The 12,676-nt window shown below is 73.4% G+C and carries 12 protein-coding genes and 1 pseudogene; 8 read left to right on the top strand and 5 right to left on the bottom strand.

Features of this window, described 5'->3' with window-relative positions; all coding sequences use genetic code 11:
* Positions 1-109: 109 nt before the first annotated feature.
* The 3 genes from ACRAKF_RS10380 (at position 110) to ACRAKF_RS10370 (ending at position 3,683) form a co-directional block, all read left to right on the top strand.
* On the top strand, positions 110-1,090 hold the full coding sequence (locus ACRAKF_RS10380; RefSeq protein ID WP_447036652.1) for a 5-dehydro-4-deoxyglucarate dehydratase: 981 nt from the start codon (positions 110-112) through the stop codon (positions 1,088-1,090).
* On the top strand, positions 1,087-2,247 hold the full coding sequence (locus ACRAKF_RS10375) for a hypothetical protein (RefSeq protein ID WP_447036651.1): 1,161 nt from the start codon (positions 1,087-1,089) through the stop codon (positions 2,245-2,247). Before ACRAKF_RS10380 ends, ACRAKF_RS10375 begins: the two co-directional genes overlap by 4 nt.
* Before the next feature lie 62 nt (positions 2,248-2,309).
* Entirely contained in the window at positions 2,310-3,683 is a 1,374-nt protein-coding gene (locus tag ACRAKF_RS10370; protein WP_447036650.1) for a S28 family serine protease, read from the top strand.
* Here the strand turns inward: ACRAKF_RS10370 and ACRAKF_RS10365 are convergent.
* Positions 3,658-4,884 carry an MFS transporter gene (locus ACRAKF_RS10365; RefSeq protein WP_447036649.1) on the bottom strand — a complete coding sequence of 409 codons (1,227 nt, stop codon included), beginning with the start codon at positions 4,882-4,884 and terminating at the stop codon, positions 3,658-3,660. The two genes, ACRAKF_RS10370 and ACRAKF_RS10365, sit on opposite strands and share 26 nt — an antisense overlap.
* A gap of 143 nt (positions 4,885-5,027) precedes the next feature.
* On the opposite strand from ACRAKF_RS10365, the gene ACRAKF_RS10360 reads away from it, so the two are divergent.
* From ACRAKF_RS10360 to ACRAKF_RS10345, 4 genes are all read left to right on the top strand, one after another.
* A complete protein-coding gene (locus ACRAKF_RS10360; protein ID WP_447036648.1) occupies positions 5,028-5,618 on the top strand; it encodes a TIGR03086 family metal-binding protein in 591 nt (196 codons plus the stop codon).
* Positions 5,619-5,892: 274 nt separating this feature from the next.
* The gene (locus tag ACRAKF_RS10355) at positions 5,893-6,630 is read left to right on the top strand and encodes a CPBP family intramembrane glutamic endopeptidase (protein WP_447036647.1); all 738 of its coding nucleotides are present in this window, start codon (positions 5,893-5,895) and stop codon (positions 6,628-6,630) included.
* A gap of 15 nt (positions 6,631-6,645) precedes the next feature.
* Positions 6,646-6,987 carry a PadR family transcriptional regulator gene (locus ACRAKF_RS10350; protein WP_447036646.1) on the top strand — a complete coding sequence of 114 codons (342 nt, stop codon included), beginning with the start codon at positions 6,646-6,648 and terminating at the stop codon, positions 6,985-6,987.
* The gene (locus tag ACRAKF_RS10345) at positions 6,984-7,748 is read left to right on the top strand and encodes a hypothetical protein (RefSeq protein ID WP_447036645.1); all 765 of its coding nucleotides are present in this window, start codon (positions 6,984-6,986) and stop codon (positions 7,746-7,748) included. Before ACRAKF_RS10350 ends, ACRAKF_RS10345 begins: the two co-directional genes overlap by 4 nt.
* A gap of 88 nt (positions 7,749-7,836) precedes the next feature.
* Here ACRAKF_RS10345 and ACRAKF_RS10340 read toward each other — a convergent pair whose 3' ends face one another.
* The 4 genes from ACRAKF_RS10340 to ACRAKF_RS10325 all read right to left on the bottom strand — a co-directional run bounded on the left by ACRAKF_RS10340 (position 7,837) and on the right by ACRAKF_RS10325 (position 12,474).
* Positions 7,837-9,309, bottom strand: a complete 1,473-nt coding sequence (locus ACRAKF_RS10340) for a peptidoglycan D,D-transpeptidase FtsI family protein (protein ID WP_447036644.1) — start codon at positions 9,307-9,309, stop codon at positions 7,837-7,839.
* A gap of 140 nt (positions 9,310-9,449) precedes the next feature.
* Entirely contained in the window at positions 9,450-10,136 is a 687-nt protein-coding gene (locus tag ACRAKF_RS10335; RefSeq protein ID WP_447036643.1) for a response regulator transcription factor, read from the bottom strand.
* A complete protein-coding gene (locus ACRAKF_RS10330) occupies positions 10,133-11,401 on the bottom strand; it encodes a sensor histidine kinase (protein ID WP_447036642.1) in 1,269 nt (422 codons plus the stop codon). Before ACRAKF_RS10330 ends, ACRAKF_RS10335 begins: the two co-directional genes overlap by 4 nt.
* Complete coding sequence (locus tag ACRAKF_RS10325) at positions 11,398-12,474, bottom strand: hypothetical protein (RefSeq protein ID WP_447036641.1); 1,077 nt, start codon at positions 12,472-12,474, stop codon at positions 11,398-11,400. Before ACRAKF_RS10325 ends, ACRAKF_RS10330 begins: the two co-directional genes overlap by 4 nt.
* Here ACRAKF_RS10325 and ACRAKF_RS10320 point away from each other — a divergent pair.
* Positions 12,473-12,661: pseudogene (locus ACRAKF_RS10320) on the top strand (pentapeptide repeat-containing protein); the annotation flags it as partial. The gene ACRAKF_RS10325 and the pseudogene ACRAKF_RS10320 sit on opposite strands and share 2 nt — an antisense overlap.
* Between the last annotated feature and the right edge of the window lie 15 nt (positions 12,662-12,676).

The following is a 12,676-nucleotide window of genomic DNA, read 5'->3' as shown; positions in this document are numbered from 1 at the left end:
GTCCCTCTGTGCATGGTCGACGGCTTGACCAGGGTCGAGAGGGCGCCTTAGCGTGGTCGCGTTCAGAAATATAGACATCAATCAGAAACGTGCACGCTAGGGAGAGCCCGTGACGTCAGCCCCTCTCGCTTCCCGACTCCGCGTTCCCAGCGGGCCGTTGTTCTTCCCGGTCACCGCCTACGGGCCGGACGGCTCCATCGACCTGGAGACCTTCCGCACCCATGTGCGCGCGGGCATCGACGCCGGCGCGGCGGCCGTCTTCGCCTGTTGCGGCACGGGCGAGTTCCACGCCCTGACCCCCGAGGAGTTCCAGAGCTGCGTCGCCGCCGCCGTCGAGGAGACGGCGGGCCGGGTGCCGGTCGTCGCGGGCGCCGGATACGGCACGGCCCTCGCCGTGCGGTACGCGCGCCTGGCCGAGGACGCGGGCGCCGACGGGCTGCTCGCCATGCCGCCCTACCTCGTGGTCGCCGGACAGGAGGGGCTGATCCGGCACTACACCGAGCTCGCCGCGGCCACCTCCCTCGACGTCATCGTCTACCAGCGCGACAACGCCGTCCTCACCCCGGAGACGGTCGTCGAACTCGCCCGCGCCGAGGGCGTCATCGGCTTCAAGGACGGCCTCGGCGACATGGACCTGATGCAGCGCACCGTCAGCGCCGTCCGCAGCGAGGTGCCCGGCGACTTCCTGTACTTCAACGGCCTGCCGACCGCCGAGCTGACCGGCCTCGCCTACCGCGGCATCGGCGTCAGCCTCTACTCGTCGGCCGTGTTCTGCTTCGCCCCCGACATCGCGCTGGCCTTCCACCGGGCGCTCAACGCCGGGACCGCCGAGGGCGATGACACCGTGAACCGCCTCGTCGACGGCTTCTACCGGCCCTTCGTCGAGCTGCGCTCCCTCGGCCGCGGCTACGCCGTCTCCCTCGTCAAGGCGGGCGTGCGGCTCAGCGGTCTCGACGTCGGCGGGGTGCGCCCGCCGCTGAACGAACCCGCCGCCGAACACGTCAAGCGCCTCGCCGAACTCGTCGAACGCGGCCGGGCGCTGCTCGGCGACGAGCTGCCGGGCCGCGACGCGCGCCGGGGCGACGCGTGAGGGCCGCCGCGTTCCTCTACCCCTGGGACGTCGTCGGCGACCCCGAAGCCCCCGGCCGCCTCGCCGCCCTGGGCATCCGGCAGGTCACCCTCGCCGCCGCCTACCACTCCACGCGCGCGCTGACCCCGCGCCACCCCCGCCACCGCATCGTCACGGCCGCGCACGCCGCCGTGCTCTACCCGCCGGACGAGCGGTGGCGGGGGCGGCGGATCCGGCCGCACGAGGCGGGGGACTGGGCGCGGGGCGACGCCTACGGACAGGCCGCCGAAGCCCTGGCCGCCGCAGGGATCGACGTCCACAGTTGGGTGGTCCTCGCCCACAGCTCCCGGCTCGGCGACGACCACCCCGACACCTCCGTCGTCAACGCCTACGGGGACCACTACCCCTGGGCGCCCTGCATCGCGCAGCCCGCCACGCGCGCGTACCTCGTCGACCTCGCCGCCGAGGCCGCCGCGCGCCCCGGCGCCCGCGGCACCGAGCTGGAGTCGTGCGGCTGGTACGGCCTCGCGCATCTGCACGCCCACGACAAGACCGCGGGCGTCGGACTCGGCGAGGCGGGCCAGTACCTGATGTCCCTGTGCTTCTGCGGCTCCTGCCGGGCGGGGTACGGGGGAGCGGGCCTTGATCCGGACGCGCTTGCGGCCGCCGTGCGGGACGCCCTTGAGCCCGTCTGGCGGGGCGCGGGCGAGGACCCGGGCTGGGCGGGGGTCGAGAAGCTCCTCGGGGCGGACCGGGCGGCGGCCACGCGCGCGTGGCGCGACGGGACGGCCCGCACGTTCCAGGAGGCGGCGGTCGGGGCGGTCCGCGCGGCGGCCCCGCCCGGCTTTCAGGTGCTGCTGCACGCGGACCCCGTCTCGTACCACTGCGGGGCGAACGCGGGCGTCGACCCGGAGCACATCCTCGGCGTGGCGGACGGCGTGGTCGTGCCCTGCGGCGGCGGGCCCGAGCCGCTCACGCCCTTCAGGGGCCACGGCGGGGGCGTCCTCGCCGCCAACTTCCCCGTCGTCGCCGGGATGGGCGGCAGCCCCGCGACCCTCGCCGCCGACGCGGCACGGGCGGCCGGCCACGGCGCCACCGAACTGCGGCTCTACCACGCGGGACTGGCTTCGGACGGCGACCTGAGGCTGGTCGCGGAAGCCCTGTCGCGCCTGGAGTGATCGCCGATACGATCCGCGCACCACAACCGTCGCTCCAGGACCACGGGGACAAGGGAGACAAGGTGCGCAACAAGGGGATATCCGCGCTGGCCTGTGCCGGACTGATGGCGGGTGCCGCCGTGCTCGCCGGCGCGGCGCCCGCCACCGCACAAGCATCGACGGCGGCGCGGCCGGCCGATCCGGCGGCGCACAAGGCGGCCGACGCGGCCGACATCAAGGCCCGGCTCGAAAAGCTGCCCGGCATGAAGGTCGTCTCCGTCACGGACAAAGAGGGCTACCCCCTCTACACCCTGACGTACCGCCAGCCCGTCGACCACCGCAGGCCCCACGGCGCCACCTTCACGCAACGCGCCACGCTCTGGCACAAGTCCACCGCCAAGCCGACCGTGCTCTACACCGGCGGTTACACCCTCGCGGGCGTCACCGCCTCCCTCACCAGGCTGCTCGACGCCAACCAGGTCAGCGTCGAGCACCGCTACTTCGGCGAGTCGCGGCCCCAGGGCGCCGCGGGCGACGACTGGTCCAAGATGACCGTCCAGCAGGAAGCCGCCGACGAGCACCGCCTGACCCGCGCCCTGCGCACGGTCGAGAAGGGCAAGTGGCTGGGCACCGGCGCCAGCAAGGGCGGCATGGCGGCCACCTACCACGAGCGGTTCTACCCGGAGGACCTCGACGCGGTCGTGGCCTTCGTCGCGCCCAACGACGCCGACAACCGCGACGACAGCGGCTACGAGCGCTTCTTCGAGACGGTCGGCACCCAGGAGTGCCGGGCCGCCCTGAACGCCGTGCAGCGCGAGATGCTCGTACGCCGCGACGACCTGCTCCCCCGGTTCGAGAAGGAGGCGAAGGCCGAGGGCAGCACCTTCGACCAGACCCTCGGCACCACCGACCGCGCCTATGAGTTCGCGGTGCTCGACCAGGTGTGGAACTTCTGGCAGAGCGGCACCGCGGCCGACTGCCCGACCGTCCCCGACGCGAAGAAGGCGGGCGACGACGAGCTGTACGACTGGTCGAAGGAGCACGGCTTCAGCGTCTACCGCGACCAGGAGCTCGGCACCAACGGATCGGGACCGTACTACCACCAGGCCGCGACCCAGCTCGGCTGGGCCGACCTGAGGTTCAAGCACCTCAAGGACGTCCGCCACCACCCGGACGTCTACCAGCCCAACTCGGTGCTGCCCGCCGACATGCGCGGCACGTACAACAACAAGACCATCGCCGACGTCGACCGCTGGGTGAAGCACCACGGCCGCCGGATGATGTTCATCTACGGCGAGAACGACCCCTGGAGCGCCGAGCGCTTCACCCCGAGCCGCCACGACTCCTACCGCTACGAGGTGCCGGACGCCAACCACGGCGCGTCGATCGCCAAGCTGCCCGAGCCGCAGCAGTCGAAGGCCATCGCGACGATCAAGCGGTGGGCCGACGTGAAGTAGCCCTCCCTTCGGAATCCCCGGAGCGCAGGGGGCGCAGCAGGGGCGCGGCGATCAGCAGCCGCGCCCCCGCGAGCAGCGCAAGGAGCAGCTGGAGGTCGACGCTCTCCACCAGGGCAGCCCCCGCCGCGATGCCCAGCGCGGTCGGCGCGAACATCAGGGTGTTGGCGGTCGCCGCCGCCCGGCCGAGGAGCGCGTCCGGCGTCTCCCGCTGCACGGCGGTGAGCCCCGCGATCAGCACGCAGGGCAGCCCGACGCCGTTCGCGAAGCTGCCCGCGATGACCGCCGCGTCGCTCGGCAGCGCGCTCAGCACCAGGGCGACGCCGGTCAGCGCGATGCCCGCGCCGCCGAACCGCCGCCCGCCGAAGCGCCGCATCAGGGCGCCCGACGCCACGCCCACCGCGACGGACCCCGCGCCCTGCACGACGTACAGCACCCCCGTGTACGCGGGCGCGTGGCCGAGGCCCTCCACGATGGCGTAGACCGTCGCGCCGCTCACGCCCGAGGTCAGCATCGTCAGGCCGCCCGCCGCGACGAGGGGCCGCAGCCGTCCGTCGCCCCACAGGTACCGGGCGCCCTCGGCGGTCCTCGCCCGCAGCGACGTGCGCTCGGTGACCGGCGCGGCCTCGCGGACCCGCAGCAGCGCGTACATCCCCGCGGCGAGCGCGAACGTGACGGCGTCGAGGAGCGCCACCCGGGGCCCGCCGTACGCGGCGAAGAGGCCCGTGCCCGCGAGGGGCGCCACCAGCTTCATGCCTTCGTTGGCCGACATCCGCAGGCCGTTGAAGTCGCCGAGCAGTTCCTTGCCGACGGCCGCCGGTACCAGGGCCGCCTCCGCCGCGTCGGTGACGACGCCGCACGCCCCGTAGACGAGGAGCACCGCGAAGAGGATCCACAGCCGTCCCGCGGTGTCGACGGCGAACAGGGAGAGGAGCAGCGCGCCGAGCGCGAGGTTGGCGGCCACGAGCAGCGGTCTGCGGCGCATGCGGTCGGCGAGCGTGCCCAGCAGCGGACCGATGAGCGTGGGCGCCCAGAGCGCGAACTGGCAGAGCGCGGCCAGGCCGTCGGAGCCGGTCAGCTCCTTGACCCAGATGCCGGAGACCAGCCACAGCGCGGTGCTCCCGAAGCCGGACACCACCACCGCGCCCAGGTAGAGCGCCGCGTTGCGGTCCCGCAGGACGCGCCCGATCGTTGTCGAAGTCATGCCTGGTCATGGTGGTTCTAAGGCCCCCGCCGCGGGATCGGGCGGATTCCCCGGCGGCGGGCGATGAGTTACGGCCGCGCGGCGGGTCTACCGGGGAGAAGTACCGAGGCAGCCGCCTCAGGGACGCACGATGGGGAGACAGCATGACCGGCGACGACACCTTCGACCTCGGCCCGCAGGCCCGCCTGGTGGCCCGCGTGGCCGAACGCGTCCGCGACGAACAGCTCGCGGCGCCCACGCCCTGCCCCGAGTTCGCCGTACGCCACCTGCTCGGGCATGTGATCGGCCTCTCCCGGGCCTTCGAGCTGGCCGCGCGGAAGGACTTCCGGCCGGAGCTGGACAGGGACCCCGGCAGCGTCGTGCCGGACATCGGCCCCGACTGGCGCGGCGAGCTGCCGAAGGCCCTGGACGCCGTCGTCGAGGCGTGGCGCGACCCGGCGGCCCGACAGGGCATGACCCGCGCGGGCGGCTTCGACCTGCCGGGCGAGGTCGCGGCGCTGGTCGTCCTCGACGAACTGGTCGTGCACGGCTGGGACCTGGCGCGCGCCACCGGCCAGGAGTACGCGCCCGACGAGGCGAGCCTGGACGGCGCGCGGGCGTTCCTGGCCCCCGCCGCGGGCGGCGGCGAGGACGGCCCGTTCGGGCGTCCGGTACCCGTACCGCGGGACGCCCCCCTGCTGGACCAGGTCATCGGACTGAGCGGCCGCGACCCGGGGTGGACGGCGGGCGGCTGATCGGTTGACGGCAGCGGGGCGGCTACGCGGACAAGACGTACAAGCTGCCGAACCCGACGTACTTCGTCGGCTGACCCAGGAATCCAGTCCCCGCGGAGCCAGTCGAATCGGCATAGCGAGCTAGGTCGGCATAGGAGTTAGGTCGGCATAAGAGATAGGTTGCATTCCTGACTAGGTCGCCATACGGTCTAGGTAGCTCAGACGTTCCGGGGTCGGTGCGGCGCGCGGCACACGTTGCGCGCGCCGCACCGACCCCGTCGGGAAGGGGGATCCCATGACCACCATTTCGCCGGACTTCTCGGCCGCATCGACGGCGGTGACGGCCGCGCTCGCCGGTTACCTGCTGCTGGGCGAGCCGTGGGCGGGGCGGCGGATGTACCGTTCGCTGGCCCGGCGCAGGGACACCGAACCCCGCGCGCTGGTCCGCTACTTCGGCCTCTCGCTCGCCCTGTGGTGGACGTTCGCCGCGCTCGCCGTCGGCGCGCTGCTCCTGTCGCCGGGCGCGAGCGCCGCCGACTTCGGCCTCGTGGCGCCGGAGAGGTCCGCGTACGTGGTGACCGGGATCCTCCTCGTCGCCGCGATAGCCGTGGCGTCGGCGCGCAATTTCCACGAGCTCGCCAAGCAGGGCAAGAACGTGCCGGGACGCGCCGCCATCGAGGCGATGCTGCCGCGCACCGCCGAGGAGCGCCGGCTCGCCGTCGCCGTGGCCGTCACCGACGGCGTCTGCGCCGAACTGGTCTACCGAGGCCTCCTGATCGCCTTCGGCGTCGGCGCCCTCGGCCTGGACCTCTACGCGGCGGCGGCCCTCTCCGTCGTCGTCCACGCGGCCGCCGGGTTCTACCAGGGCCGCCAGGGCGTCCTCGTCTTCGCCGTCTTCGGAGCGCTCCTCACCGGCCTCTACCTCGCGACCGGCAGCCTCCTGCTCCCCGTCGCCGTGCACGTCATCCTCGCCGTACGCGATCTGACGCTTCCCGCGCCGGAAAAGCGGCCGCTCGCCGCGGCCGGCGCCTGAGAAAGGCAGACCCACGTGACCGACCGCCGAGCCAGCTGGTTCAAGGGAGTGCTCGACCTCCTCGTGCTCGCCGCCCTCACCGATGGCGAGAGCTACGGCTACGAGATCGCCAAACTCCTCGGCGCCGCCGGCTTCGGCCAGATCAAGGGCGGCACGCTCTACCCCGTCCTGAACCGCCTGGAAGAGGCGGGCCTGGTCGACGCGGAGTTCCGGGCCACCGAGAAGGGGCCGGGGCGGCGTTACTACCGGCTCACCGATGAGGGCCGCGCGACCCTCGGTGAGCAGGGCGGGCTCTGGCTCGCCTTCGACACCTCCGTACGTGAGGTCCTGGCCAAGGCAGGAGTGGAGACACGATGAGCGCGGCGGACGTGAACGCCGGTCACCGGCGGGACGGTTACCTCCTCGACCTCGCCGAGCGGCTGCTCGCGCAGGGCCTGCCGGCCGACCGCGTCGAAGTGACCGTCATGGACCTGGAAGCGCACCTGGCGGAGTCCGGCGCCGAGGACGCGGAGGCCGAGTTCGGCCCGGCGGAAGAGTTCGCCCGGCAGCTGGTGCCCGCCACGGGGGTGCGGGCACCGGCTGCTCCAGGCGACGAAGCGGAGGAGGAGACCTGGCGCTGGACCGCCGACACGTACGTCGACGAACAGCTCCTGAACCGCTTCGGCGACGAGGGCTGGGAGGTGCAGCGCGTCGACGCCGTCGGACGTTTCGTGAGCCGCCGTGACCTGGCGCAGCCGCAGCGCTGGGAGTACCGGCGCGAATTGGTCACCCGTGGCCGCGAGGGCCTGGACCAGCGGCTCGCCCCCGACGGCTGGGAGCCCTGCGGGAACTGGGTGGCCTACGCCTACTTCAAGCGGCCCCGCGCGGCGAGCCTCGGGCCCGCGGCGCGGGTCGAGTGCCCGCCGCCGGTACCGGAGCGGTCCAGCTTCTTCAGCCGGAAGTTCTACGCGCTCCTCGCCGTGCTCGCCGTGGCGGTGGCCGTGGCGGGCATCGTGGTGGCCGTGGACGACGGTGACGCGACCAGCGGCCTGGGGTTCGTGGCGGGCAGCTTCGCGGGCGCCGCGGTGGCCGTGGCCGTGGGCCGGGGCCTCCAGCTCTGGTGGGGGCGGAGGCTGTAGGGCACGTTGCACGAAAGTCCCGCCGACACGCCGTGTCGCTCGGCGTGTCGGCGGGACTTTTCCGCAGTCAGCCATCATTCCAGTCGGCTCACCGCTCCAGTGCGGCCGTCATCATCGCCTGGGCGATCGGGGCCGCCAGGCCGTTGCCGCTTACCTCGTCGCGGGCCGCGCTGGACGATTCGATCATCACGGCGACCGCGACCTCCTTCCCGCCGCCGTCGCGGTCGCCATCTGTTTTGGCGTACGACGTGAACCAGGCGTACGGCGTCTTGCTGTTGTTCTCGCCGTGCTGGGCCGTACCCGTCTTGCCGCCGACCGTCGCGCCCGCGATCTGCGCGTTCGACCCGGTGCCCTTCTCGACGACCGTCTCCATCGCGGACCGCAGGCCGTCGGCCGTCCGCTCGTCCATCACGCGCCGGCCGCCACCGTCGTCGTCGCCGTCGTACTTCTCCAAGGCGTGGCCGCCCGAGTCGGTGATCTGCGAGACCATGTGCGGCTTCGCCAACGTGCCGCCGTTGGCGATGGCCGCCGAGACCATCGCCATCTGAAGCGGCGTCGCCGTCACGTCGAACTGGCCGATGCCGGACAGGCCCGTCTGCGCCTTGTCCATGCCCGAGGGGTACACGCTCTTGCCCGCGCGCACCGGCACGTCCAGCTTGTCCGCGTTGAAGCCCAGCTTCTCCGCCATCGCCTTCACCTTGTCCTGGCCGAGGTCCACGGCCATCTTGGCGAAGACGTTGTTGCACGAGTACTGGAGGGCCGTGCGGATGTCCGCGTCCTCGCAGGGCGCCGACGCGTTCTCGTTGCGCAGCACCGTCGCCGTGCCCGGCAGGGTGTACGGGTTCGGGCTGTCCGTCCGCGTGTCCACCGAGCCGTAGAGACCGTCCTCCAGGGCCGCTGCCGCGACGACCAGCTTGAACGTCGAACCGGGCGGCAGCGGCTGGCGCAGCGCGCGGTTCACCATCGGCCGCTCCTCGTCCGTCGTCAGCTTCTTCCACGCCTCGGAGTCCGTGGAGCCGCTGATCCGCGACGGGTCGTACGACGGCGTCGAGACCATGCCGAGGATCTGGCCGGTCCTCGGGTCGAGGGCGACCGCCGCGCCCTTCTTGTCGCCCAGCGCCTCGAACCCGGCCTTCTGTACCGCCGGGTCGATGGTCGTCACGACGTCGCCGGGGTCGGCGCGCTTGTTCGTGAGCGTGTCGAGCGGGTTCTTCAGGCGGTTGTCGGTGCCGTCCAGGAGGTCCTTGTAGATGCCCTCCAGCTGCGTGGCGCCGTACACCTGCGAGCTGTACCCCGTGACGGGGGAGTAGAGCTCGCCGTCCTTGTACGTGCGTTTGTAGGCGAGGTCGCCTCCTGTCGTCCGCGTGGAGCCGGTGACGGCCTCACCGCCCACGATGATGTCGCCCGGCGGGTTCGCGTACTGCTCGATCGTGTTCCGCCGGTTGTGCTTGTCGTCCGCGAGCGCCTTCGAGTCGTGGAACTGCACCCATGTCGCCCGCAGGAGCAGGGCGAGCACGAGCAGCAGAGTGAAGACCGAGGCGTGCCTGATCGTCTTGTTCATCCCGGGGAAGGACGAGCCACGCGGGGCGGTTCGTTCCCATCTGGTGGGCTTGAGGTCGTTTTCTCAGACAGTTCTCAGACAGTTCTCAGACAAGTTCTCCGACAGTTCTCGGGCAGTTCTCGGGCAGATCTTCGCGCCGGTCATGCCGCGCTCATGAAGCCCGACTCGTACGCCGCGATCACCGCCTGCGTGCGGTCCCGCGCGCCCGTCTTGGCGAGCACCGACGCCACGTGGGTCTTCACCGTGGCCGCGCCCACGCCCAGCCGCCCGGCGATCTCCGCGTTGGTCAGGCCCGTCGCCATCCACCGCAGCACCTCGCTCTCCCGCGTGGTGAGCCGCGCCAGCCAGGCGGGCGGCTCGGGGGTGGCGCGGCCGTGCTCCGCGGCCAGGGCGCGCACGGCCGCGGGGAAGAGGAGGGAGTCGCTGTGCGCGACGATGCGCACGGCCTGGACCAGGGAGTCCGCGTCCGCCCGCTTGAGGAGGAAACCGGCGGCGCCGGCGCGCAGCGCCTCGTATACGTAGGAGTCGTTCTCGAAGGTCGTCACGACGACGATGCGCGGCGGCTCCGGCATCGTGCGCAGTATCTGCTCGGTGGCGCGGATGCCGTCGACCTCCGGCATGCGGACGTCCATCAGGACCACGTCGGGCCGCAGCTCCCGGACCACGGAGACCGCCTCGGCGCCGGTCGACGCCTCGCCGACGACCTCCATGCCGGGCTCGGCGGAGAGGATCGCGCGCAGGGCGGTGCGCACCATGCGCTCGTCGTCGGCGAGGACGACGCGGATGGCCGGGCGGCCCGGGCCCTCGTCTGCGGGTGTGGTCGTCATGCGTGTCCCTTCAGCGGAAGTCGTACGGTGAGCCGCCACACCCCGGGGGCGGGGCCGGCCGCGGGGCCCGCCTCGGCGGTGCCGCCGAGGAGCCGTGCCCGGTCGGCGACGCCCCGAAGGCCGTGGCCGCCGCCGGGGCGGGAGCCGGGGGAGCGGGACGGCAAGGGGTTCTCGGCCGTGACGACGAGGTCGGAGTCCTCCAGTGCGATGCGCAGGGTCACCGAGGTGCCGTCGCCGCCGTGGCGCAGGGCGTTGCTCAAGGCCTCCTGGACGATGCGGTAGGCCTCGCGGGAGACCAGCGGGGGCAGGGCCGCGGGGTCCATGTCGACGGTGGCGCTCACGCGCAGGCCACCCGCCCCCGTGCGGCGCAGCAGGCCGTCCAGATCGGCGGCGAGGGTCGGCGCGGGCGCCATGGAGCGGGCGTCGTCGGCCTCCCTCAGCACCCCGAGGACCGCGTCCAGCTCGCCGACCGTGCGCCGCGTGGTGTCCTCGATGGCGGCCAGCGCTTCCCGTACGAACTCCGGGTCGTGGTCCAGGACACGGCGGGCCGCGGACGCCTGGAGCGTGACGGCGCTCAGGGCGTGGCCCACCGAGTCGTGCAGCTCGCGCGCCAGGCGGTTGCGCACCGCCAGGTCGGCGGCGCGTCGCTCGGCCGTGGCGAGCCGGTCGGCGGGCGTCGGGCCGAGCAGCTGGGGCGCCCAGCGTGCCAGGAGCCCGCCGGCCACCGCCACGCACGCCGCCAGCGCCACGAACGAGGCGGCGCCGATGACCGGGGAGAGCGCGAGCAGCCAGGGCTCGTCGAAGTCCTCGGGCATCCCGAGGTGGCTGTCCCCCAGGACGGCGAAGAACGGCAGCATGATCAGCACGGCCGCGAAGGGCGACAGCGCGAGCGACATGCCGCTGATGATCCCGCCGAAGCCCAGATGCAGCGTGAACCAGGCGGCGGTGCGCCCCCGCGCCGCACGGGAGCGCGCGGGGCCGTCGGCGAGGGAGTCGTCCGGCACCCCGCACAGCGCCCGCACGGCGGCCACGGACATGGGCCGGGTCAGCGGGAACAGCGCGGTGACCGCGGCGAGCGGCAGCCCCACCGCGAACGAGCTGAGCTGGGCGGCGAGCGATCCGAAGATCTGCCCGTCGCCGGCCACGGGCCCGACGATCACGGAGCCGACGAAGACGTACGGCATGGCGAGCGCGCCGCCGAGGATCAGATGGACCCACCGGCGGCGCGCCCGGCGCCCGAAGAGGGCGGTGCCCGCGGCTCTCACGCCCCGCCCCCGGAGTCTGTGGTTCCGGTTGCCGCCCGTGCCCGCTCGCCGAGGAACCCCGCCCCGACGACGGCCACCAGCGTCCCGACGATCACGTGCACAGCGTAGGTCAGGAGCATCGTGGCGGTGGGCCGTCCGGCGGCGTCGCCCAGGGTCGTCAGCGAGCCGAACAGCAGCCAGCCGCCCCAGCAGCCCACCGCGCCCGGGCCCAGCCAGGCCAACGCGAGCGGCACCTTGACCGGGAGCGCGGGCCGCCGATGGAAGGCAAGCAGCAGGCCGCCCGCCACGGCCGCGGCGAGGTAGAGCGCGTTCAGCCACTCCAGGACCGAGAAGTCGGAACCGTTCTCCTCGATCCGCGCCTCGCTCAGGCCGGTCGTGGCGCCCGCGGCCCACAGCAGGTGCAGGGCGGCGGGCCAGAGCGCGAGCAGGGCGGCGGCGACGGCGGTGACGCGGCGGGCCCGGCCGTGGCCGCCCGGCACGTCCCGGAGGCGGCCGCGCCACAGGTGCCCCCAGCGGTCTCTGGAGTACAGGACGAAGAGGGAACCGAGGGCGATGCCCTGCACGATGAAGCCGGTGTAGACGACGCCGAAGACCCACGCGTCGAGGAAGGGCTCGGCCGATCCGCCGCTCCCGCTCCCGGAGCCGTCGCCGCTTCCGCCGGCGATGACCCTGACGAGCTGGGTCAGGGGGAACCCCGCCATGATCGGCACGAGCAGGCCGGTGGCCGCCCACATCGGCGGCACGAGGAGCCGGGTGGGCGCCCGCAGGCCCCAGGGCCGGGTGAGCAGCAGTACGAGGACGATGACGGCACCGTCCATCAGGACGGTCAGACCGTTGCCGAAGATCATCACGACCCGGTGGTCGAGCAGCGTGCTGCCCTCGGGGATACCGAGGTGACTCCCGAAGATCCAGGCCAGCTTGAGGGAGAGATACGGGACACAGGCGACCAGAGCGGCGAGCCGCAGGACGCGACGGGACCGGGCCAGGACGAACGGGGCGGGGCCTCGCGGGGCGGCGGCGGTGCGTCCCGGGGCGGGGGTGCTCGGCGGGTCGGCGGGCCGTGTCTGCGTCATGGCTCAACGCTCACGCCCGAAGCGGCCCGGCACCTCCTGCCTCCTGATGATCCGCCTCCGCCGCGCGGCGGAGGCGCGGCGCCCCCTGACCGGCGCCTCCCTGACCGGCGCCTCCCTGACCGGCGCCTCCCCGACCGGCGCCCCCCTGACCGGCGCCTCCCCGACCGGCGCCCCCCTGACCGGTGCCCCCCTGACCGGCGGA

The organism is Streptomyces sp. DSM 118878, from assembly GCF_052936595.1.
The sequence above is the reverse complement of the archived record's forward strand: the minus strand, read 5'-3'. Positions and strand labels throughout refer to the sequence as shown.

Bases quoted from the DNA above. Each gene is read 5' to 3' on its own strand.
- ACRAKF_RS10365 (WP_447036649.1), bottom strand. From the start codon at position 4,884: ATGACTTCGACAACGATCGGGCGCGTCCTGCGGGACCGCAACGCGGCG.
- ACRAKF_RS10360 (WP_447036648.1), top strand. From the start codon at position 5,028: ATGACCGGCGACGACACCTTCGACCTCGGCCCGCAGGCCCGCCTGGTG.
- ACRAKF_RS10355 (WP_447036647.1), top strand. From the start codon at position 5,893: ATGACCACCATTTCGCCGGACTTCTCGGCCGCATCGACGGCGGTGACG.
- ACRAKF_RS10345 (WP_447036645.1), top strand. From the start codon at position 6,984: ATGAGCGCGGCGGACGTGAACGCCGGTCACCGGCGGGACGGTTACCTC.
- ACRAKF_RS10340 (WP_447036644.1), bottom strand. From the start codon at position 9,309: ATGAACAAGACGATCAGGCACGCCTCGGTCTTCACTCTGCTGCTCGTG.
- ACRAKF_RS10335 (WP_447036643.1), bottom strand. From the start codon at position 10,136: ATGACGACCACACCCGCAGACGAGGGCCCGGGCCGCCCGGCCATCCGC.
- ACRAKF_RS10325 (WP_447036641.1), bottom strand. From the start codon at position 12,474: ATGACGCAGACACGGCCCGCCGACCCGCCGAGCACCCCCGCCCCGGGA.